This is a genomic window from Krasilnikovia sp. MM14-A1259 (assembly GCF_047159535.1).
In the GTDB taxonomy this organism is placed as follows: domain Bacteria; phylum Actinomycetota; class Actinomycetes; order Mycobacteriales; family Micromonosporaceae; genus Actinoplanes.
Genome location: NZ_BAAGAJ010000002.1, coordinates 3562925 through 3584989 on the forward strand (window position 1 = coordinate 3562925; position 22065 = coordinate 3584989).

A 22065-nucleotide genomic window follows, 5' to 3' on the forward strand; every position below is an offset into this window, starting at 1 on the left:
GGGTCAGGATGTCCGGTTGATGAACTCCGGATGGTTGACCATGAACGTCGCGATCGAGCCGTCGGAGACCGAGGTGAAGAACTCCTGCGCACTCGGGTCCAGCCCCTCACCCCGGTACGACCCGCCGGAGAAGACGGAGTGGCCGGGCAGCTTGATCAGCGTCATGCTGTCGCTGCGGATGCCGTGCAGCGCGAGGCCCCAGTCGACGACGTTGTGCCCGTTGCCGTCGAAGATCAGCGACTGGCCGGCGGCGCGCAGCACCCGGTCCAGCTTGATCGGGTTGGTCACCACGTCCGCACTCAGCGCCTGGTCCGCCATCGCCTTGATGAACTGCTGCTGGTGGCGCTGGCGGTCGTAGTCGCTGTTCTTCAGGCCGTACCGCTGGCGGACGTAGTCGAGGGCCTGCCAGCCCTCCAGGTGGAACGTGCCCTTCTTGTACTGCGCCTGCGGCCCGTAGTACGGGTGGGCGCAGTGGTTGTCGGCGCAACTCGGGTACCGCGGACGCGGCTTGCCGTCGGGCTGCAGATGCTCGGACTTGACGTCCTGATCGATCGTCATGGTGACGCCACCCATGGCGTCCACGATCTTCTTGAAGCCACCGAAGTTGATGATCGCCCCGGCGTCGAAGTGCTGGATGCCGGTCAGCTTGCTGACCGTCTTGGCGAGCAGGTCGAATCCCTGCGCGACGTCGTGCTTGCCGTTGCCCACCGAGCTGCCGTACGACATCGCGGCGTTGATCTTGCTGGTGCCGCCGGCGAAGCCGGTCTTCGCGAACGGCGGGATCTCCACCAGCAGGTCACGCGGGATGGAGAAGAGGTACGCCTCCTTCAGCCCCTCCGGGATGTGGACCACGATGATCGAGTCGGAGAGCGGGGCGGTGGCCGCGTCCCGCGGGTCGATGCCGACCAGCAGGATGTTGAGCGGGCCCTTGATGTCGCTGACCTTCCGCGGCGCCGCGCCGGCGGGCTCGTCACCGAACAGCGACTTCTGCTGCACCGCGCCGGCATACCGCGCGATGAGCGCCTGACCACCGATGAGCAGACCGCCACTGACCACCATCAGCACGCAGCCGAAGATCGAGCACAAACGCGCCCACAAGGGGGCGCGTCGTCCGTTCGGCTTGCCGCTCTTCGCCACTCGATCCCCAACCATGCCGACCGATCGTCCGGCCCTGGCGACAGGGTCGCAGGACCGCGCAAGACTGACGCCAAGGTACTGATCACCGGACCACCGCAGCGTCCGGATTCCCCGCCCAGCCCCTGGTCAAACGCACCACGGGGAGCAGGAGAAACGCGTGAGCCGCGCCGAAATCGGCGCGGCTCACGGATGATACCGGACTTGTCAGCCCTTCATCAGTTCGTGCGCGTTGCGCTCCAGGTCCTCGAGGCCACCGCACATGAAGAACGCCTGCTCGGGGAAGGTGTCGTACTCGCCCTCGCTGATCTTCTTGAACGCCTCGATGGTCTCCTTCAGCGGGACCGTCGAGCCGGCGACACCGGTGAACTGCTCGGCGGCGTACGTGTTCTGCGACAGGAAGCGCTCGATGCGGCGGGCCCGCTGCACCGTGACCTTGTCCTCTTCGCTGAGCTCGTCCATACCGAGGATGGCGATGATGTCCTGCAGGTCCTTGTACTTCTGCAGGATCCGCTGCACCTCGCGGGCGACCGCGTAGTGCTCGGCACCCACGAACTCCGGCGCCAGGATCCGCGAGCTGGAGGCCAGCGGGTCCACGGCCGGGTAGATGCCCTTGTCGGAGATGGACCGCTCCAGGTTGGTGGTCGCGTCCAGGTGGGCGAACGTGGTGGCGGGCGCCGGGTCGGTGTAGTCGTCCGCGGGCACGTAGATCGCCTGCAGCGACGTGATGGCCTTGCCGCGGACCGAGGTGATGCGCTCCTGCAGCTCGCCCATCTCGTCGGCCAGGGTCGGCTGGTAGCCCACCGCGGACGGCATACGGCCGAGCAGCGTGGACACCTCGGAACCGGCCTGGGTGAACCGGAAGATGTTGTCGATGAAGAGCAGCACCTCCTGGTTCTGGACGTCCCGGAAGTATTCCGCCATGGTCAGGGCGGACAGGGCGACCCGCAGGCGGGTACCCGGCGGCTCGTCCATCTGGCCGAAGACCAGCGAGGTCTTGTCGAGAACGTTGCTCTCGCCCATCTCCAGGATGAGGTCGTTGCCCTCACGGGTGCGCTCACCCACACCCGCGAACACCGAGGTACCGCCGAAGTTGCGGGCCACTCGGATGATCATCTCTTGGATGAGCACCGTCTTGCCCACGCCCGCGCCGCCGAACAGGCCGATCTTGCCACCGCGCACGTACGGCGCGAGCAGGTCGAGCACCTTGATGCCGGTCTCCAGCATCTCGGTCTTCGGCTCCAGCTGGGCGAACGGCGGAGGCTTGCGGTGGATCGGCCAGCGCTCCGTGACCTGCAGCGTCTTCGGGTCGGCGTTGAGCACCTCGCCGAGGGCGTTGAAGACGTGGCCCTTGGTCACGTCACCGACCGGCACCGAGATCGGGGCGCCGGTGTCGGACACCTCGGCGCCACGGATCAGGCCGTCGGTCGGCTGCATCGAGATCGCCCGGATCACGTTGTCACCCAGGTGCTGGGCGACCTCCAGGGTCAGCTTCTTGGTGCCCTCGGAGAGGGTCACCTCGACGTGCAGCGCGTTGAAGATGTCCGGCATGGCGTCGCGCGGGAACTCGGCGTCGACGACCGGGCCGATGACCCGGACGACGCGGCCGACACCGGTCTCCGCCTTGGTGGGCTCAGCTACAGCAGTCATCACACATCACTTCCCGCCGCGGCCAGCGCGTTGGCGCCGCCGACGATCTCACTGATTTCCTGGGTGATCGCAGCCTGCCGCGCGGAGTTCATCTCGCGCGTGTACCGCTTGAGCAGGTCGTCCGCGTTGTCGGACGCGCTTTTCATCGCCCGCCGCCGCGAGGCCGACTCGCTGGCCGCCGAGTCCAGCAACGCCGCGTAGATCCGCGTGTTGAGGTACTTCGGCAGCAGCGCGTCGAGCAGTTCCTCGGCCTCGGGCTCGAACTCGTACGCCGCCCGGTGCCCCGGCTCGCGCTCCCGGTCCTCCACGTGCATCGGCGCGAGGAAATGCGGCTCCGCGACCTGGGTCATGAGCGACTGGAACCGGGTGCTGACGATGTGCAGCTCGTCGACGCCCTGGATGCCGTCCGGCCCGTGGTGCTCGTCGCCGTCGTCCGCGCCGGCGACGAACGCCTCCAGCAGGGACTCACCGACACGCCGCGCGTCCTCGAACGTGGGCCGCTCCGAGAAGCCGGTCCAGCTCGCCGCGATCGGCCGGTTGCGGAACCGGTAGTAGCCGACACCCTTGCGGCCGATCACGTACAGCGCGACGTCCTTGCCGTCCGCGCGCAGCCGCGAGATCAGCTGCTCACACGTACGGATCGCGTTGGCGTTGTACGCGCCGGCCAGGCCGCGGTCGCTCGTGACGAGCAGGACACCGGCCCGGCGCACCCGCTCGCGCGGGACGAGCAGCGGGTTGTCCACGCTCGCGTGCGACGCCAGCGCCGTGAGCACGCCGGTGATGGCCTCCGCGTACGGCCGGGCCGCCGCCACCCGCTCCTGCGCCCGAGCGATGCGGCTGGTCGCCACCAGCTCCTGCGCCTTGGCGATCTTCTTGGTGGACCGGACGGTGCGGATGCGCCGCCTCAGGGCCTGTACCTGACCGGCCATGGCTAGCTCGCGTCCTTGCCGCCGCGGACCTCGCGGGTCACGGTCTCGTGCGACTCGGAGCCCTCGGCCAGCGCCTCGGCCGGAGCCTCGTGCAGCTTCAGACCCGTGTCACCCTGCTTGAACAGCGGCTTGAACTCGTCCACACCCGACTGCAGGCTCTCGACCTGCTCGTCGGTGAGGTTGTTCGTGGACTCGATCGCCGTGTACGTCTCCTTGCGGTGCCGCTTGAGCCACTGCAGCAGCTCGCCCTCGAAGCGCCGCACGTCGCCGACCGGGATGTCGTCGAGCTGGCCCGTGGTGCCGGCCCAGATGACGATCGTCTGGTCCGTGACCGAGTACGGCGAGTACTGCGGCTGCTTGAGCAGCTCGACCAGGCGGACGCCCTTCTCCAGCTGGGCCCGCGACGCCCGGTCCAGGTCGGACGCGAACGCGGAGAACGCCTCCAGCTCACGGAACTGCGCCAGGTCGAGACGGAGCCGGCCGGAGACCCGCTTCATGCCCTTGACCTGCGCCGAACCGCCGACCCGGGACACCGAGGTGCCGACGTTGATGGCCGGGCGCACACCCGAGGCGAACAGGTCGGACTCGAGGAAGATCTGGCCGTCGGTGATGGAGATGACGTTCGTCGGGATGTAGGCCGAGATGTCGTTGGCCTTCGTCTCGATGATCGGCAGACCGGTCATCGAGCCCGCGCCCAGCTCGTCGGAGAGCTTCGCGCAGCGCTCCAGCAGCCGGGAGTGCAGGTAGAAGACGTCACCCGGGTACGCCTCGCGGCCCGGCGGGCGACGCAGCAGCAGCGACACCGCGCGGTACGCCTCGGCCTGCTTGGTCAGGTCGTCGAAGACGATGAGGACGTGCTTGCCGTTGTACATCCAGTGCTGGCCGATGGCCGAGCCGGTGTACGGGGCGATGTACTTGAAGCCGGCCGGGTCGGAGGCCGGGGCGGCGACGATGGTGGTGTACTCCATCGCGCCCTGCTCCTCCAGCGTGCCCTTCACGGACGCGATGGTGGTGGCCTTCTGGCCGATCGCCACGTAGATGCAGCGGACCTGCTTCTTCGGGTCGCCGGACTCCCAGTTGGCGCGCTGGTTGATGATCGTGTCCAGCGCGACCGTGGTCTTACCGGTCTTGCGGTCACCGATGATCAGCTGGCGCTGGCCGCGGCCGATCGGCGTCATGGCGTCGATCGCCTTGATGCCGGTCTGCATCGGCTCCTTCACGGGCTGGCGGGCCATGACGTTCGGCGCCTGCAGCTCCAGCTCGCGGAAGCTCTCGTTGGCGATCTCGCCACGGTCGTCGATCGGGTTGCCCAGCGCGTCCACGACGCGGCCCAGGAACGCGTCACCGACCGGCACGGAGAGGACACGGCCGGTCCGCTTGACCTGCTGCCCCTCCTCGATGCCCGCGAAGTCACCCAGGACCACGGCGCCGATCTCGCGGACGTCGAGGTTCAGGGCGACACCCAGGGTGCCGTCCTCGAATTCGAGCAGTTCGTTCGCCATCGTCGAGGGCAGGCCCTCGACGTGCGCGATGCCGTCGCCCGCATCCGCAACGATGCCGACCTCCTCACGGGAGACCTCGGGCGTGTAGGACGAGACGTAGCGCTCTAGCGCCCCCCGGATCTCGTCCGAGGAGATGGTCAGCTCGGCCATCCTCTGCCTTCTCTGTTCGTGCTCGGGACGTCACCGCCGCCGAGGGGCCTGTGCTCGCGGCCGTCCCCGGCGCGCGATGCGGGAAGAACTATTTAGCGAACGCCTGCCGGGCCGCGTTGAGCCGCCGCAGGATCGTGCCGTCGTAGAGGTCGGAGCCGACCCGGACGCTGACGCCGCCGATGACGGACGGATCCACATCGACCTTCACTGAGACCTGCCGCCCGTACATGCCGGACAGGGTGCTGGCCAGTCGCTGCTCCTCGGCGTCGCTGAGGACCTTCGCGACCGTCACGTACGCGACCGCGTGGTCCCGCTTGTCCGCGGTCAGCTCGACCAGCCGGCTCAGTGACGCTTCGAAGTTGCGCCCCCCGAATCCTTCGAGGGCCACCTCGACCAGCCTGGCCGTGGCCGCGCGAACCTTGCCCTTGAGCAGGTCCTGGACCAGCTTAACCCGCCGTTCGACCGGGGCACCGGGGTCACCGAGAGTGACCGCCAGGGCCGGGTTGGCCGCCACGACCTGCCCGAAGCGGAACAGCTCGTCCTCCACCTCGGCCAGCTCGTCGGCGCGCTGCGCGGACACGAGCACCGCGTCGACGCCGAGCCGCTCGGTGGCGTCCCACAGCTCGTTCGCCGCCGACCAGCGGCCCCGGACCAGCGTGACCAGGACCTCCACCGTGGTGGCGTCGACCTTGCCGGTGAGCAGCGAGCGCAGCAGTTCGCCCCGCTCGTCCGCGGCGCGCGACGGGTCCGTCAGGGCCCGCCGCAGCCGGGGCTCGGCCCGCAGCAGCCGGGCCACCGACAGGATCTCGTCGGCAACCGTGGCGAGCTGCGCGGCCGTGGCCTTGCCCGTGGTCGTGGCGAGCTTGTCGGACGCGTCCGCGTACGACGCACGGGTCACGGTCGACATCAGCGCCCGCCCGCAGAACCGGCCGCGTCGAGCTCGGCGATGAACCGGTCCACCGTGCCGCGCGCCCGGGCCTCGTCGGCGAGGGACTCGCCCACGATCCGGCCGGCCAGGTCGACCGCCAGCGTGCCGACCTCGGCACGCAGGTCCCGCACGATGGACTCGCGCTGCGCCGCGAGCTGCTCGTGACCCACCGCGATGATCCGGTCGGACTCCTCGCGTGCCTTGGCGAGAACGTCCTGGCGGATCGACTCGGCGTCGGCCCGGGCCTCGTCGCGGATGCGAGCGGCCTCCGTACGCGCCTCACCGAGCTGCGCCCGGTACTGCTCGAGGAGCTCGTTCGCCTCCGCCTGGGCGGCCTCGGCACGCTTGATCCCGCCCTCGATCGCGTCCACCCGCGCCGCGAAGGTCTTCTCCATCTGCGGGAAGACGAACTTCATCAGCACGAAGCAGAGCAGCGCGAAGGCGATCGTCCCGATGACGATCTCCTGCCAGAACGGAATGATCGGGTTGTGCGCAGGCTCTTCAGCCAACACCTTCAACGAAGTGATCAAAGGACACCTCCCGTCAGGACGGCGGTCAGCCGACGGGGTTGCCGGCCCAGATGAAGCCGAACGCAATACCCAGCAGCGCCAGCGCCTCGACGACGGCGAAGCCGATCCAGACGTACGGCAGGGTCAGGCGCGACGACTCCGGCTGGCGGGCGGTCGACTGGATGTAGGCCGAGAACACCAGGCCGACACCGATGCCGGGGCCGATGGCCGCGAGGCCGTAACCGATGGCCGCGGTGCTACCAACAACTTCGGCGAGAACCATTTTCCAGTTCCTCCTGAGATCTCGCGTGACTCTCACGCGGGACGACAATGGGATGTTGCGGGATACAGCTCAGTGCTCGTCGGCGAGCGCGCCCTGCACGTAGCTCGCGGTCAGCACCGTGAACACGTACGCCTGGAGCACGATGACCAGGAACTCCAGGAAGGTCAGGGCGATCGCCATCAGCCAGGACACGACCGAGAACGGCGCGAACCAGACGTTCGCGTTGATCATCGCGAAGCCGCCGAGCGTGAAGACCAGCAACAGCATGTGGCCCGCGAACATGTTCGCGAAGAGCCGGACCGCCAGCGAGAACGGACGCACCAGGAACGTCGAGAAGAACTCGATCGGGATCAGCAGCGGCAGGATGAACCACGGCGCGGGCGGCATCAGGGCCGTCTTGAAGTACTTCACGAAGCCGTGGTGGCGGATGCCGACGTAAATGAACATCACGTAGCTGATCACCGCGAGCACTGCCGGGAAGGCGATGTGCGAGTTCGGGGAGATCTGGACGAACGGAACGATGCCCCAGAAGTTGTTCAGCAGGATGAAGGCGAACAGGCACGTCAGGTACGGCGCGAAGCTCACGCCGCGCGGGCCGATCATCTCCACCGAGATGTTGTTGCGCACGAAGCCGTAGATGCTCTCGGCAAGCCACTGCTTCTTGGTCGGAACCAGCTTCGGCTTCCGGTACGAGACCAGGAAGAACACGATGATCGCCGCGGTGGTGAGCCACACCAGGAACGTGATCTTCGTGAACCAGTACGAGTCGCTCCCAGCCCACGGCAGGATGCTCGGCGGATAGAAGTCGCCCACGCTGGGTGGGAACGGAACTTCCCCTGCGAGGACCATCGACTGACCGGTCACCGTAGCCCTTTCCTGTCAGGCGCCCAGGCGGCGCACGATGAGGTAGACACCGCCGCCGATCCCAACGACACAGCCGATGCCGGCGAAGATGCCCCTGGTCCCGACCCAGTGGTCGACCAGCCAACCGATCCCGCCCCAAACCAACATGCCCGCAAGGAGGTAACTGAGCGCCGTCATCCCCATGCCCGAGTCGGGCGGGGGTTGACCGTCGTCACCGCGGGGATCGTGTTTGGGGCCTTGACCGGTCATGACGGCCGAACCTTATCAGCCGCTCAGGCCAAGCTAAGCGGGACCCCCCGCACAACCGCAGTTGTCCAGGCGTTGGGGGTCTCGCAACTGGATGGACACGGTACTCCCCCAGCGCCAGAAGTGGACAACTCCGCGCGGCCCGGATCACCGATTCGGGGAACCTGCCCCGGATCGACGCTCCGTCAAGGGGCCTCGCGGTGCAGAAGATCACTTCCGCTGTGCAATGCGGTGCACCCACCACACCTGCGCGGCCGTCCACACCACGACCCCGGCCACCACCCCCCAACCCAGCGCGACACCGCCGCGCCAGCCTGAGCCGACGAGAGCCGCGAGGATCACGCCGAGCAGGGAGTACTTCACCACGTACGCGCCGAGGCCGACCGGCATGACCAGCGCCGGGCGCACCGTGTCCGCCCAGGCCAGAGCCAGCGTCGTGAGCGTGTAGCTGACCGTCACGATCGCCACCCCGGCCGCCGCGCCCAGTGCAGCCACCGGGCCGCCGGTGAGGAAGCCGACCGACGCCGCGCACATCAGCAACGCGACCGAGATCGCGCTCAGCAGCGGCAGGTGCTCCACTTTCCACCGCGGATCCGCGGGCAGCGGCGGCAGATCCGGCAACGGGGTGTCGTCCGGATCCCCACCCTGCCGGGGAACCCCGGCCACCTGAGTCTGCTCCTCGGTCACGCCGTGCTCTCCTTCTTCCGCTTCTTCTGCGCGGCGGTGCAGTCGGTCATGGCTCTGCTCTCCATTGCATGCCCTCCCGGCCCTTGCTGCGCGGCGGTGCAGTCGGTCATGGCTCTGCTCTCCATTGCATGCCCTCCCGGCCCTTGCTGCGCGGCGGTGCAGTCGGTCATGGCTCTGCTCTCCATTGCATGCCCTCCCGGCCCTTGCTGCGCGGCGGTGCAGTCGGTCATGCACCGTCCTCCGGTTCCGGGTACGCCGGGAACTCCGCCGCCAGCTCCGCCGCCTCATCACCCAGGTCGCGCAGCCGGTCCGCGCCGGCGGCCGTCGCCGGGTCGGCGGTCACCGCGGACGCGATCAGCCCCGCGATCCGGCGCATCTGCCCCTCCCGCATGCCCTGGGTGGTCACGCACGGGGCGCCGACCCGGATCCCGGACGCCACCGCGGGAGGCTCCGGATCGTACGGCACCGCGTTCTTGTTCAGCGTGATCCGGGCCAGCTCGCAGCGCGCCTCGGCGTCACGCCCGGTCACCCCGGTCTCGCGCAGGTCGACCAGGGCCAGGTGGGTGTCCGTACCCCCGGAGACCGGGCGCATGCCCTCGGCGGCCAGCCCGGCCGCGAGCGCCTGGCTGTTCGTGACGACCTGGCGGGCGTACGTCTGGAAGTCGGGCAGTGCCGCCTCGCGCAGGGCGACCGCCTTCGCGGCGACGGCATGCATCATCGGCCCGCCCTGAGTGAACGGGAAGACCGCCTTGTCGATGCGCTGGGCGAGCTCGTCACGGCAGAGAATCATGCCGCCCCTCGGACCGCGCAGCACCTTGTGGGTCGTGCACGTCACCACGTCGGCAAACGCCACGGGCGACGGCACGGCACGCCCGGCCACCAGCCCGATGAAGTGCGCGGCGTCCACCAGCAGGTACGCCCCGACCTCGTCGGCGATCTCCCGGAACGCGGCGAAGTCGATCGTCCGCGGGTACGCGGTGGCCCCGCAGATGATCATCTTCGGCTGGTGTGCCCGGGCCAGGTCGCGCACCTCGTCGTAGTCGATCAGCTCCGTGTCGCGGCGTACCGAATAACCGACCGTCTGGAACCACTTGCCGCTGAAATTCGCCTTGCTGCCGTGCGTGAGGTGCCCGCCGTGCGGCAGACCCATCGCCAGCACGGTGTCACCGGGCTGGACCAGCGCCGCGAACGCCGCCAGGTTCGCCGAGGCGCCGGAGTGCGGCTGCAGGTTCGCGTGCTCGGCACCGAACAGGTCCCGCGCCCGCTCGATGCCGATCTGTTCGGCCCGGTCCACCTCGGCGCACCCGCCGTAGTACCGGCGCCCCGGGTAGCCCTCCGCGTACTTGTTGGTCAGCGTCGAGCCGAGCACCGCCAGCACCGCGGGGGACGTCAGATTCTCGCTCGCGATGAGCTGCAGGCCGCCCCGCAGCCGCGCCAGTTCCCCGAGCACCACCTCGGCGATCTCGGGATCCTCGCGTTCGAGCGCGTCGAAATCCGGGCCCCAGAAGGTGACCCGGCCCCGACCAAGAACCGCTGTCATGGCGCTCCCCCACGTCGGCGACGCTGCCCCCGCAAACCGAGCATATGGCCTGTTGACCCCGCATGCTGAGCCAAACGGGCATGTCCGCGCAGCCCTCGCTGTAGACGCACATGCGCCACAGTGAGGACATGCGCTGTCTGGTCACCGGGGCCACCGGATACATCGGGGGACGGCTGGCGCCGCGACTGGACGAGGCCGGGCACACCGTCCGGTGCCTGACGCGCAGCGCGGGACGGTTACGGGATGTGCCGTGGGCGGGCGCGGTGGAGATAGTCGAGGGTGATCTGGAGCGACCCGGGACGCTGGCCGCCGCGTTCACGGACGTGGACGTCGCCTACTTCCTGGTGCACTCCCTGGGGCAGCGCGACTTCGAACGCCGCGACCGGGCAGCGGCGCGGAACTTCGCGCAGGCGGCGCTGGCGGCCGGGGTCCGGCGGATCGTCTACCTCGGCGGCCCCGAGCCACCCGGTGCCACACCTGCCGGTGCCGGGTCCGCCGATTCCGGGTCCGCCGATTCCGGGTCCGCCGATTCCGTGCCTGCCGATTCCGCTGACACGATGCGTGGGCGGGCGTCCGCGCATCTGCGGTCGCGCGCTGAGGTGGCCCGCGTGCTGCTCGACAGCGGGGTGCCGACCGTGGTGCTGCGCGCCGCGGTCATCATCGGCTCCGGGTCCGCGTCGTTCGAGATGCTGCGGTACCTGACGGAACGGCTGCCGGTCATGGTCACCCCGCGCTGGGTGCGCAGCCGGGTCCAGCCCATCGCGGTACGCGACGTCCTGCGCTACCTGATCGCCGCCGCGGAGTTGCCCGGCGAGCTGAACCGCGGCTTCGACATCGGCGGCGCCGACGTGCTCACGTACGCCGAGATGATGCAGGGCTACGCGCGAGTGGCGGGCCTGCGCCGCCGGGTCATCGTGCCGCTGCGCCCGCTCACCCCCGCGCTGTCCGCGTACTGGGTCGGGCTGGTCACGCCGGTGCCGAACGCCCTCGCCCGCCCGCTGGTGGCCAGCCTGATCCACGAGGCGGTCGCCCGCGACGACGACATCACGACGTACGTGCCCGGTGCGGTGCTGGGCTTCGACGAGTCCGTCCGGCTGGCCCTCGGCAAGATCCGCGACGCGAATGTGGAGACCCGCTGGTCGAGCGCCTCCGGCCGGGACGCCGCGGCCGAGCCGTTGCCCAGCGACCCTGAATGGTCCGGCGGCGACCACTACGTCGACCGGCGCAGCCGTGTCGTGCACGCTCCCGCGGACGCACTGTGGCGGGTCATCGAGAGCGTGGGGGGCGAGCACGGCTGGTACTCGTTCCCGCTGGCCTGGTCCGTCCGCGGCTGGCTGGACCGGGTGATCGGCGGGGTCGGGCTGCACCGGGGACGGCGCGACCGGCACCGGCTTCGCGTCGGCGAGGCACTGGACTGGTGGCGGGTCGAGGAGATCGTGCCGGGGCGCCTGCTGCGGCTGCGCGCCGAGTTGAAGGTGCCCGGCCGGGCGTGGCTGGAGATGACCGCGGCACCGGACCCGGCCGATCCTCATCGCAGCGTGTACCGGCAGCGGGCGGTGTTCCTGCCGCGAGGACTCGCGGGGCATGCGTACTGGGCGGCGGTGCTGCCGTTCCACGGCATCGTCTTCAGCGGCATGGCCCGCAACATCGCCCACAGCGCCGAGCAGACCACTGGAACCGTCCAAGACTCCGAGAATTTCCGGCGCCGGTGATTACCCGGTGAAGTTTCTAAATACCAAAAGCGCCCACCCTTCGACGGGTGGGCGCTTTTAGTAGCGCAGATGATCAGCAGGTCACAACTTTGTCGTACTGGGCGAGCGGCTGATTGTATGCGTTTACGTCCTTCGAACCACCGGAAGCAACCGTAAAGCATCCGGAGTCGCGAGCGTAACTCCAGACAACCCGCAGCTTCTGACTCGTCGAGCAGTTGTTGTGCATGATCACGTGATTGAAGCTTCGGACATCTACCGACACGCACCCGGGCTTGGGCCCAGCATACGCAGGAGCACCAATTCCGGCCAGTGTCGCTCCCGCAAAGGTGAGAACAACTGCCACCCGTCCAGCGTTCTTCGTCATCAACACTCCTATGCAGAGGATCTGATGAGCTCAGCCTATCCGGACACTCCTGTTACGAGAACAAGAATTTGTGAGACGAGCTCGACTCCATCGTGGACTTGCCTGAAAACCAGCACGATGAAAGAATGCGCAGCACATTAAATCGCTTGCACACGGGCGGAATTCGAGATAAGGGCGACAATGTGCGCCACAAGTTGTGGACAACTTGCGTACATGCGAGCCGAGAATGGTCCGGCCTGAAACCGGGGATGCCCGCGCAACGCAGCAGGTGTCAGGGCAGCAGCAGGGCGGCGAACGGGACGACCGCATCCTCGATCTCGTCGGCGATCCGGGCGAACGTCTGGTCGCCGCGCCCCCACGGGTCGTCCAGGTCGTCGGAGGGCTGCGGCGCCTGCCCCCCGCGGTGCACGTTGGCGGCCTCGACGATGGCGACGCCGCGGGCGTACACCGCGTCGGGCTCGGTCTGCGCGGGCGGCAGCGGCGCCGGGTCCAGCCCTGACAGCAGCCGGCCGAACTCCCCCAGCACGAACGTGCGGTCGGCCGCGTCGGGCCGCAGCGCCACCACGTAGTCCACCTGGTCGGCGGTCGCGGTCAGCACCAGGTCGGCCTGGTCTATGTGCTCGCCGAGCAGCTTGCGGGCGGCGAAGCCGGTCTCGCTGCCGCCGCGGGCGCGCACCTGGCGACCGGCGGGCGGGTTCATCTCCTCGCCCTCGTGCCAGCCGCCCGTGCCCGCGCTGACGCTGCGCACCAGCGCGCCGGCCGGGTCGTCGGCGGCGGACCGCGCCGCGGCGGGAACCGCGATCCGGTCGCGGACACTGCGGGCCAGCAGCCGCTCCGCCATCGGCGACCGGCAGATGTTGCCCATGCAGACGTGCAGAACGGTGAACGGTGGCATCACGCCGCCCCGCAGGGCTCAACGCCGATCCGGCACTCGGTGTGCATCACGCCCAGCAGTCTGCCATGGGCCGTCCTGCCACACCGGACGCCTCAGGCGGAGGCCCGCTGCAGCCGGTCCCGGATCGCCAGCCAGTCCTCGGTGTCCGGCGGGGCCTGCACCAGGATCGTGCCGGCCTGCGCGTCGTCGAGACGGTGCAGCGCGGCGTACAGGTCGGCGGCGTACTCCCCGGGGTCGGCCGACAGCACCTCGTCGCCGGGGCCACGACCCTCGTACGTGAGGACCGCGACCGGCCCGGCGAGTCCGCCGCGCGGCACCGCATCCGGGTCTTCCGCCAGGATCAGCCGGGCGCGCGGCGCGTAGTGGCGCCGGCTCATCCCGGGCGAGGGCCGCGCGACGCCGTCGGCGGCCTCGGAAACGGCGCCATCGGGAAGGACCAGCTCGCCGGTCACCTCGCGCAGCGCCCGCAGGCCCAGCGCGCCGGGGCGCAGCAGCCGTGGCGGGGACACGGTCAGGTCCACGACCGTCGACTCGATGCCCCGAGAGGACGGGCCGCCGTCCAGGACCAGCGGCACCTCGGGCAGGCTGCGCTGCACGTGCTGGGCGGTGGTCGGGGAGATGCTTTCGGAGCGGTTCGCGCTGGGCGCGGCAAGGGCCAGCCCGGACGCCCGCAGCAGCCGCAGCGCCACCGGGTGGGCCGGGATCCGGATCGCGACCGTGTCCAGGTCTCCGGCGAGTCCGTCGGCCCGCTCGACGACCACGGTCAGCGGGCCCGGCCAGAACCGGGCCGCCAGTTCGTCGGCCACGGCGGGCCAGTGCCGCGCCAGCGCGCGTGCCTGCGGAAGGTCGGCGACGTGCACGATCAGCGGGTTCCACGAGGGCCGCTGCTTGAGCCGGTAGATCTCGGCGATCGCGGCGGCCGAGGTCGCGTCGGCGCCCAGCCCGTACACGGTTTCGGTGGGAAAGGCGACCACCGAACCGGCACGCAGCAACTCCACGGCGCGCCGGATCCCGGCGTCGTCCGGTGCGACGATCATGCGGGCCCCGGGGCCTCCGCCGGCAGGATGTCCGGCACGACGTCACGCAACTTGCCGAACGGCACGGCCCCGTCGCGCAGCACCCGCGGCACGTCGCCGGTGACGTCGACGATCGTGCTCGGCGCCGGGTCGTGCGCCGGGCCGGCCTCCAGATAGATCCGTACGGCGTACTCCAGCTGCTCGCGGGCCTCCTCGGCGGTGCCCGGGGCCGGGCCACCGACCCGGTTCGCGGTGGTCACCGCCATCGGGCCCACCTCGCGCAGCACCTCCAGCGCCACGGGGTGCAGCGGCATCCGGACACCGATCACCCCGCCGGTGTCGCCCAGGTCCCACTGCAGGCTGGGCGAGTGCTCGACCAGGATGGTCAGCGCCCCCGGCCAGAACGCGTCGGCCAGGTCACGTGCCACCTTGGGCACCGAGTAGACCAGGCCGTCGAGGGTGTGCCGGGAGCCGACCAGCACCGGCGGCGGCACCCGGCGCTCGGCGTGCCGGGCGGTGTGCAGCGCCGAGACGGCGTGCGCGGTGAACGCGTCCGCGCCGATGCCGTACACCGTGTCGGTGGGCATCACCACCAGCTCGCCGCTGCGGGCCGCCTCGATCGCGGCGGCGACACCCCGGTCGCGTTCGGCGACCGTACGGCAGTCGTAGAGCATCACGGGGTGCAGTCTGCCACGTCGCCGGGACCGCGCTCCGCCGTGGTGAAACGGGGCCGCCCCGCCAGGTCCCGGTGAGCCGTCACCTCGGTGAACCGGCCGTCGGCGCGCAGCAGCGCGGGCACCGCGTCGCCGTGCACGTCGTCGTGTTCGATGCCGAGCGCCCCGCCGGGTCGCAGCAGCCGGGCGGCCAGCGCCACCACCGGCCGGATCACGCTCAGCCCGTCGGCGCCGCCGAACACCGCCTCCGCCGGGTCGTGCTCGGCCACCTCGGGCGGCACGGCCGTACCCAGCGGCACGTACGGCGGGTTGCACAGCAGCACGTCGACCGCGCCGGTCAGCTCCGGCAGCAGCCCGGGATCGGTGACGTCCCCGTCGACCACCTCGACCACCGGGCTGCCCGCCGCGTTACGCCGCAGGTAGGTCTGCGCCTCGGCGGAGCGTTCCACCGCCACCACCCGCCCCGGGCGCGCCTCGTCCGCCACGGACAGCGCGATCGCCCCGGTGCCGCTGCACAGGTCCACCACGGTCGCCCCCGGCGCGGTCCGGGCGATCCCCCACCCGGCGAGCAGTTCCGTCTCCGGCCGCGGCACGAACACGCCCGGCCCGACCGCGAGTTCCCGATGCCGGAACGCGGCCGTGCCCAGCAGGTGCTGCAGCGGCTCCCGGCGCGCCCGCCGGGCCACCAGGACCCGGAACCGGTCGAGCTCGCCGGCGCGGATCGTGTCGGTCAGGACGAGGCGGCCCCGGCCGATGCCGAGCACGTGCGCGGCGAGCAGTTCCGCGTCCACCCGGGGTGAGGCCACCCCCGCGGCCGCCAGTTCGGCGGTGGCGGCGGACAGGGCCGGAACGAGGCGCACCCGTTCCATCCCCACCGAGGGGTGTTCGCGGGCGGGCGTCACGGCATAATCATGAAACGTCGAATGTGACGGTGACCCGCCGGGTCGCCGATTCGGCCATACATGCCGGGGAGGGCCGCCGGTGAGTTGGTTGGACCGGCTCGCGGACAATGTCGAGGAGCTCCGCAAGGCGGGGCAGTTGCAGCAGGGGGGCCGGTCGGCCGAGGCCCTGCCGCTGCTCGACCGGGTGCTCGACGCGACGGCCGACCCCACGACGCGGGCGTACGCGCTGGTGCAGCGCTTCGGCGCGCTCATCAACCTGGGCCGGGTCGCCGAGCTGGGCCCGGCGATGACCGCCGCCTCCGGCGCGGTGCGCGAGGCTCCCGACCCGTACCTGCGGGGCCTCATGCACGCGTACGCCGCGCTCGGCGCGTACCTGCAGGGCAGCCTGGACCGCGGGGTCACGCATCTCGTGCAGGCGTCGCGGTCGTTCGCGGCGGTGCCGGAGGGGGACGCGGAGACCGCGTGGGGATGGCACGACCTGGCCATGGCGTACTCGTATCTGGGTTTTCACGGCCATGCGCTGACCGCGATCGAGCAGGCCCGGCAGGTCGGTGCGGCCGCGGGCATGCCTAGCGAACTGTTCGCGGCGCCCGGCATCCGGTTGCGCAACGCGGTCTCCCTCGACCATCAGGGCGACACCGACGGCTGCCTGCGGGTGCTGCGCGACATCGATGCCGAGCTGGCCCGCTACGAGGCCACCGGCGCGGACGCCCGGCTGCGGCCCAGCAGCAAGGCCGTCTACGGGTACGCGCTGGCCCGCCGCGCCGCGCTCGGCGAGTCCACGGAGGCGGACGTGCGTGCCCTGCTCGCGGACGGCGGCGACAGCGTCCGTTCCCGGGATCTGCAGCACCTGGGCGGCGTCTGCCTGCAGATCGCCGCGCAGCGGCCCACCGAGGCGCTACGCCGGCTCGACGCCGTGCCGGTGTCGCCGGAGATCCTCGGGCCCGCGGAGCCGGCCAGGCTGCGCAGCATCTGTTACGCCTCCGCGGGCGACCACGCCGCCGCCCACCACGCCGACCGGTACGCGTTCCGCCTCGCCGCGCAGCGCATCGACCGGCTGCGCGACGGCTTCCTGGACGGGGTCGCCGCCCGCTTGGACGCCCAGGAGTCCCAGCGCGACGTCGGCCGGTACGGCGACGAGAGCCTCACCGACCCGCTCACCGGCCTGCCGAACCGCCGCCAGCTGGAGCGCTACGTCGCCGCGATGCTGGCCCGCGGCGAGCGCGCCGCGGTCGGCGTGTGCGACCTGGTGGGCTTCACCGAGGTCAACGCGCGGCACGGCCGGCACTGCGGCGACCTGGTGCTGCAGCGCATCGCGGGGATTCTGAGCCGGGTGATGCGCCGTGGCGACTTCGTGGCCCGGTTCGCGGGCGACGAGTTCGTGATCGTGCTGCCGGGCGCGGGGCACACCCAGGCGGCCGAGGTGTCCCGGCGGATCGCCACCGCGGCCGCCGCCGAGAACTGGCAGGCGCTGGTGCCGGGCACCCCGATTGGGGTGGCCGCGGGCTGGTCCGAGGTCGGCACGAACGGCCGTACGCTCACCGCCGCCCTGGCCGCCGCGGCCGGGCACCGCAAACCCGCCTGAGACGCCGGTGGCGGTGATCGAGCTCGGTTTCGTGGGCTCCGGCGGGGACGAACTGCCGGACCCGCCGTCCCGTTCGTCCCCGTGGCGGCGGCGCCAGGTACGCCGGGTCGCGGCCGCCGTGCTCGCCGCGTTGTGCCTGGCCTCGGTCACCGCGTCCGACCATGCGCCCGCGCCGCGCGGGCTGCGGACACTGTGGGACGCCGCATTCGGGACGGGTGACACGTTCGCGGCGGCCGGGGACACGGTCGTGGTGCTCAACGACGACGCGACCGCCCAGCGGCTCACCGGGTACCGCCGCGGCGACGGGGTGGTGCGCTGGTCCCGGACGCTGGACTACCGGGCGGCGTACGTGTTCACCGCGGCCGACCCCGGCGTGGTGCTGTTGCCGGCCGGCGAGCGCACCGCGCCGTCCACCACGGACCCCACCGCGACCGAGGACTACTTCACGCAGGCCGTCGCGGTGGACGCGACCACCGGGGCGGAGCTGTGGCGCGTGCCCGGCGACCTCACCGCAGCCGGCTTCGACGCCCGGTTCATGGGCGGCGGCGTGCTGTTGGTGGATCATCACGCCGCGAGCGCGGACGCGGCCCAGGTCCGCCTGGTCGGCCTCCGCGACGGCAGGACGCTGTGGAGCCGGGCCACGCCGGGCGTCCAGTGGGTCGCTCCGGGGCCCGACCCGCGACGCCCGGACCGGATCGCCACCGTGGACCGTTCCGGGCGCGTCCGGGTGCTGCGCATGTCCGACGGCGCGCCGATCGGCGGCGGCACGGTCGAGTGGCAGCGGTCCACCGCGACCGACCACGGCTACCCCGTCCTGGAGTGGCACGGCACCCAGGTGTACGTGCTGCGGATGTCCGACACCCGGGTCACCACCACCGCGTACGGCGGGCAGCCGCTGCGCCGACTCTGGCGGGTCGACGATCCCACCGCCGACGCCGGGTACGGCTGCGGACCGGTGTGGTGCCTGAGTTCCGGCACGATGCTCGCCGGGCGGGACTGGGACACCGGCGCCGAGCGCTGGCGTGCGCCGTACGGCGATTTCACGCGGTCGATCGGCGACACGATGCTGGCGATCCACGGTGGCCCCGGCTCGCGGTACCGGATCGTCGACGCGGCCACCGGCCGGACGGTCGCCGCGCTCGGCGGGGAGCCGTTGAGCGACGACTTCGGCACGGTCGTGCTGACGCTGACCCCGACGATCCGGCCGCTGGGGCTTACCGCGGTGGGCCGGGTCGACCTGCGCACCGGCGAGTCGTTCCTGCTCGGCGCGATCGACGGGGCCACCAGCTACGGCTGCACGATCGAGCAGCGGCTGCTGTTCTGCCCGTCGATTCACCGACGCCTGACGGTCACCGCGATCGGCTGAGCTCCGGCCCCGCCGGGCGGCCTGCCATGGCGTGGCCGCGCGGTGGCAGGCCGCGGGTATCCTCTCCCGCGTGATGCGTCGGGGAGATCTTGGGACACGATTGCGCTGGTCAGACGGCCAGGCACACGCTACGTCGGCGCGCCACGGGACGGCCTGAGGCGTCGATGGCAGTCATCGAACTCGGCCACGTCGGCACCGGTGAACCGGACCCGCCCGCGCCGTCGCCCCGCCCGTCCGACTGGGGCCGGCGCTACCGGCACCGCGTGACGGCCGCACTGCTCGCCGTCCTGTGCCTGGTCACGGCCGCCGGCTCCGGTCGCGTACCGGCGCCGCGTGGCATCCGGCCGCTGTGGGCCCTCCAGTTCGGCGACGGCGACACCTTCGCACTGTCCGGGGACATGGTCGTCGTACAGAGCACCGGCACCATCGGGCACCTCACCGGGTACGGCCGGGCCGACGGCGTGGCGCGCTGGTCGCGTGAGCTGGCCACCCCGGCCCCGTACCTGATCGCGGCGCTGGATTCCGGAGTGGTACTGCTGCCGTCCGCACCTCGTGGCGGGCCGCCCCGGCCGAGCGTGGTGGCGGGACCGGACCTGTTCACCGAGACGACCGCGGTCGACGCCCGGACCGGCGCCGAGCTGTGGCACGGCCCGGGCGACCCCACCTGGGCCAGCGTCGGGTACGGCGGCGACGGCGTCCTGCTCCTGGACCATCCCGCCACCGGCACGAGCGCGGCCGCGACCCGGGTACGCATGGTCGGCCTCCGCGACGGCCGCCCCGTGTGGAGCCGGGCCACTCCCGGTGCCGAGATGGTCGCCACGGTCGGCCCGGATCCGCTCCGGCCGGACCGGGTCGTCACGCTCACGAAGACCGGCCGGGTGCGCATGCTGCGGCTGGCGGACGGCGCCGAAGCCGGGGGTGGGACGGTCGTCTGGCCGCCCGGCTCGGGCTACCTGGCGACCAGCCTGGAATGGCACGGCGACGAGCTGGACGTGCTGCACACGACCGACGCCGGATCGACCGTCGCCGCCTACAGCGGGCAGCCGTTGCGGCAACGCTGGCGGATCGACACACCGTCGGCCAACGCGGAGGGCTGCGGCCCGGTGTGGTGCCTCCACACCGAAGACGAAACGATCGGCCGTGACTGGGCAACCGGCGCCGAACTCTGGCGGGCACCCCGCCGTGGCACGTTGACCCGCGCGCTCGGTGGTGGCCTGCTGGCGCTCGACGACACCCTGCAGGGACAGACGAGAATCGTCGATGCGCGCACGGGCCACGCCGTCACGACCTTGGGCGGCCGGCCCGTCGACGACGTCACGAGCGGGGTGCACCTGACGTTGACCCCGACGAAATCGGCGGACGGCCGGACCGTGGTGAGCCGGGTCGACCCGGGCACCGGTGAGTCGTTCACGCTCGGCGCGATCGACGGGGTCAGCGAACGCGACTGCGGCCTCGTCCGGGGCCTGCTGTTCTGCACGGCGGGGGGCAACAAGCTGACGGTCACTGCCGTCGGCTGAGCTCCGACTCCCCGGCCAGGCGGGCGGCCCGGTCGGCCTCGGCCAGCGCGTCCAGCACCCCGTCCAGCTCACCGCCGAGCGCCAGATCGAGGTTGTACGCGGTGTAGCCGATCCGGTGGTCCGTGATCCGGTTCTGCGGGAAGTTGTACGTGCGGATGCGCTCGGAGCGGTCCACGGTGCGCACCTGCGCCTTGCGGGCGTCGGAGGCGGCCGCGTCGGCCTCCTCCTGGGCGACCGCCAGCAGCCGGGCCCGCAGGATACGCATGGCCTGCTCGCGGTTCTGGAGCTGACTCTTCTCGTTCTGGCAGCTCACCACGATGCCGGTGGGCAGGTGCGTGATGCGGACGGCCGAGTCGGTGGTGTTGACCGACTGCCCGCCGGGCCCCGACGACCGGAACACGTCGACCCGGATGTCGCCCGCGTCGATCTGCACGTCGACGTCCTCGGCCTCGGGCAGTACGAGCACACCGGCGGCGGACGTGTGGATGCGGCCCTGCGACTCGGTGACCGGCACCCGCTGGACCCGGTGTACCCCGCCCTCCCATTTCAGGCGGGCCCAGACGCCGTGGCCGCCCTCGGGCATCCCCTTGGTCTTGACCGCGACGGAGACGTCCTTGACGCCGCCCAGGTCGGACTCCTGGGCGTCGAGGACCTCGACGACCCAGCCGCGGCGCTCCGCGTACCGGGTGTACATGCGCAGCAGGTCGCCGGCGAACAGGGCGGACTCCTGGCCGCCCTCGCCCGCCTTGATCTCCAGGATCACGTCCTTGGCGTCGTGGGGGTCGCGCGGGATCAGCATCTCGCCGAGCCGTTCCTCCAGCGCGGGCAGCGTCGCGGCGACCGCGTCGGCCTCCCCGGCGAAGCTGGGGTCCTCGGCGGCCAGTTCCCGGGCGGCGGCGAGGTCGGCGCGGGCCGCCTCCAGCTCGGCGTGGGCGGCGTGCAGCGGGGCCAGCTCGGCGAAGCGGCGCCCGACCCGGCGCACCAGGGCCTGGTCGGCGTGGATGGACGGGTCCTCCATCCGCTTCTCCAGCTCGGCGTACTCCTCAAGCAGGGTGGTCAGCCGGTCGTTGCTCACGCGTTCTCTCCCCACGCAGGTCCGCACACATGCGAACGGCGCCCGCCCCCGGGATCCCCCGGGGCGGGCGCCGTCGGCGCAGCTACTTCTTCTTGCCCGCGTTGACCTTGGCGTACTTGGCCTGGAACTTCGCGACCCGGCCCGCGGTGTCCAGCACGCGCTGCTTGCCCGTGTAGAACGGGTGGCAGGCGCTGCAGGTCTCGACGCGGATCTCGTCGCCCTTGACGGTGCTGCGGGTCGTGAAAGTGTTACCGCAGGAGCAGACGACCTCGGTCGCCGTGTACTCCGGGTGGATGCCGCTCTTCATGTCTTCGGTCCCTCTCGATGGTGAGGTCGCCGGGTCGCCGTCGGCACCGCCCGCCCCGGTGGGCGGCGCGGCTCGGGCGTGAACCGGAACCTCTTGCTGGCCGATGGACCAGTCTGCCATGCCGCCCGGGTTGATCAGAAATCAGGAGGCATTAGCCGGTCCGCCCTGCCCAACGCCCGGGCTCCCGACGACATTCCCCAGGATCAGGTGTCCGGTATGCCCGCTTCCCG

Annotated in this window: 22 protein-coding genes; 4 read left to right on the forward strand and 18 right to left on the reverse strand. The window is 71.3% G+C overall.

The genetic code is table 11. The features are described 5' to 3' along the window. Positions 1-3: 3 nt before the first annotated feature. From ACMCNK_RS15845 to glyA, 12 genes are all read right to left on the reverse strand, one after another. Positions 4-1152, reverse strand: coding sequence for an LCP family protein (locus ACMCNK_RS15845; RefSeq protein WP_412737176.1), 1149 nt, complete (start codon positions 1150-1152; stop codon positions 4-6). Positions 1153-1341: 189 nt separating this feature from the next. After that, positions 1342-2784, reverse strand: coding sequence for a F0F1 ATP synthase subunit beta (gene atpD, locus ACMCNK_RS15850; RefSeq protein WP_412737177.1), 1443 nt, complete (start codon positions 2782-2784; stop codon positions 1342-1344). Continuing rightward, positions 2784-3713 carry a F0F1 ATP synthase subunit gamma gene (locus ACMCNK_RS15855; protein WP_412737178.1) on the reverse strand — a complete coding sequence of 310 codons (930 nt, stop codon included), beginning with the start codon at positions 3711-3713 and terminating at the stop codon, positions 2784-2786. Before ACMCNK_RS15855 ends, atpD begins: the two co-directional genes overlap by 1 nt. Before the next feature lie 2 nt (positions 3714-3715). After that, complete coding sequence (gene atpA, locus ACMCNK_RS15860) at positions 3716-5365, reverse strand: F0F1 ATP synthase subunit alpha (RefSeq protein WP_412737179.1); 1650 nt, start codon at positions 5363-5365, stop codon at positions 3716-3718. A gap of 88 nt (positions 5366-5453) precedes the next feature. After that, positions 5454-6275, reverse strand: coding sequence for a F0F1 ATP synthase subunit delta (locus tag ACMCNK_RS15865; protein WP_412740873.1), 822 nt, complete (start codon positions 6273-6275; stop codon positions 5454-5456). Continuing rightward, the gene (locus ACMCNK_RS15870; RefSeq protein ID WP_412740874.1) at positions 6272-6805 is read right to left on the reverse strand and encodes a F0F1 ATP synthase subunit B; all 534 of its coding nucleotides are present in this window, start codon (positions 6803-6805) and stop codon (positions 6272-6274) included. Before ACMCNK_RS15870 ends, ACMCNK_RS15865 begins: the two co-directional genes overlap by 4 nt. 43 nt (positions 6806-6848) lie before the next feature. Further along, a complete protein-coding gene (locus tag ACMCNK_RS15875) occupies positions 6849-7085 on the reverse strand; it encodes a F0F1 ATP synthase subunit C (RefSeq protein WP_412737180.1) in 237 nt (78 codons plus the stop codon). A gap of 69 nt (positions 7086-7154) precedes the next feature. Beyond that, positions 7155-7949, reverse strand: coding sequence for a F0F1 ATP synthase subunit A (atpB, locus tag ACMCNK_RS15880; protein WP_412737181.1), 795 nt, complete (start codon positions 7947-7949; stop codon positions 7155-7157). A 15-nt stretch (positions 7950-7964) separates the two neighbouring features. Beyond that, entirely contained in the window at positions 7965-8198 is a 234-nt protein-coding gene (locus ACMCNK_RS15885) for a hypothetical protein (protein WP_412737182.1), read from the reverse strand. Between the two features lie 207 nt (positions 8199-8405). Then, positions 8406-8807: a hypothetical protein gene (locus ACMCNK_RS15890; protein ID WP_412740875.1), complete on the reverse strand. Its 402-nt coding sequence runs from the start codon at positions 8805-8807 to the stop codon at positions 8406-8408. Positions 8808-8878: 71 nt separating this feature from the next. Beyond that, positions 8879-9112, reverse strand: coding sequence for a hypothetical protein (locus ACMCNK_RS15895; RefSeq protein WP_412737183.1), 234 nt, complete (start codon positions 9110-9112; stop codon positions 8879-8881). After that, a complete protein-coding gene (gene glyA / locus ACMCNK_RS15900; protein ID WP_412737184.1) occupies positions 9109-10422 on the reverse strand; it encodes a serine hydroxymethyltransferase in 1314 nt (437 codons plus the stop codon). Before glyA ends, ACMCNK_RS15895 begins: the two co-directional genes overlap by 4 nt. Before the next feature lie 128 nt (positions 10423-10550). On the opposite strand from glyA, the gene ACMCNK_RS15905 reads away from it, so the two are divergent. After that, on the forward strand, positions 10551-12134 hold the full coding sequence (locus ACMCNK_RS15905) for an SDR family oxidoreductase (RefSeq protein ID WP_412737185.1): 1584 nt from the start codon (positions 10551-10553) through the stop codon (positions 12132-12134). 635 nt (positions 12135-12769) lie between these two features. Here the strand turns inward: ACMCNK_RS15905 and ACMCNK_RS15910 are convergent. The 4 genes from ACMCNK_RS15910 to prmC all read right to left on the reverse strand — a co-directional run bounded on the left by ACMCNK_RS15910 (position 12770) and on the right by prmC (position 15985). Continuing rightward, the gene (locus tag ACMCNK_RS15910) at positions 12770-13393 is read right to left on the reverse strand and encodes a phosphotyrosine protein phosphatase (protein ID WP_412737186.1); all 624 of its coding nucleotides are present in this window, start codon (positions 13391-13393) and stop codon (positions 12770-12772) included. 92 nt (positions 13394-13485) lie between these two features. Then, positions 13486-14430 (reverse strand): L-threonylcarbamoyladenylate synthase, encoded by a 945-nt coding sequence (locus ACMCNK_RS15915; protein ID WP_412737187.1) that lies wholly within the window; start codon positions 14428-14430, stop codon positions 13486-13488. Next, on the reverse strand, positions 14427-15083 hold the full coding sequence (locus ACMCNK_RS15920) for an L-threonylcarbamoyladenylate synthase (RefSeq protein ID WP_412740876.1): 657 nt from the start codon (positions 15081-15083) through the stop codon (positions 14427-14429). The genes ACMCNK_RS15915 and ACMCNK_RS15920 overlap by 4 nt, the downstream gene beginning before the upstream one ends. Next, positions 15083-15985, reverse strand: coding sequence for a peptide chain release factor N(5)-glutamine methyltransferase (prmC, locus tag ACMCNK_RS15925; protein ID WP_412737188.1), 903 nt, complete (start codon positions 15983-15985; stop codon positions 15083-15085). Before prmC ends, ACMCNK_RS15920 begins: the two co-directional genes overlap by 1 nt. 79 nt (positions 15986-16064) lie before the next feature. Here prmC and ACMCNK_RS15930 point away from each other — a divergent pair, with 79 nt between their 5' ends. The 3 genes from ACMCNK_RS15930 (at position 16065) to ACMCNK_RS15940 (ending at position 20453) form a co-directional block, all read left to right on the forward strand. After that, the gene (locus tag ACMCNK_RS15930; RefSeq protein ID WP_412737189.1) at positions 16065-17570 is read left to right on the forward strand and encodes a diguanylate cyclase domain-containing protein; all 1506 of its coding nucleotides are present in this window, start codon (positions 16065-16067) and stop codon (positions 17568-17570) included. Positions 17571-17577: 7 nt separating this feature from the next. Then, complete coding sequence (locus tag ACMCNK_RS15935; protein ID WP_412737190.1) at positions 17578-18936, forward strand: PQQ-binding-like beta-propeller repeat protein; 1359 nt, start codon at positions 17578-17580, stop codon at positions 18934-18936. 164 nt (positions 18937-19100) lie between these two features. After that, entirely contained in the window at positions 19101-20453 is a 1353-nt protein-coding gene (locus ACMCNK_RS15940) for a hypothetical protein (RefSeq protein WP_412737191.1), read from the forward strand. Here ACMCNK_RS15940 and prfA read toward each other — a convergent pair. Beyond that, positions 20437-21528, reverse strand: a complete 1092-nt coding sequence (gene prfA, locus ACMCNK_RS15945) for a peptide chain release factor 1 (RefSeq protein WP_412737192.1) — start codon at positions 21526-21528, stop codon at positions 20437-20439. The genes ACMCNK_RS15940 and prfA overlap by 17 nt on opposite strands. A gap of 82 nt (positions 21529-21610) precedes the next feature. Then, entirely contained in the window at positions 21611-21835 is a 225-nt protein-coding gene (gene rpmE, locus ACMCNK_RS15950) for a 50S ribosomal protein L31 (protein ID WP_412737193.1), read from the reverse strand. Positions 21836-22065: the final 230 nt, after the last annotated feature.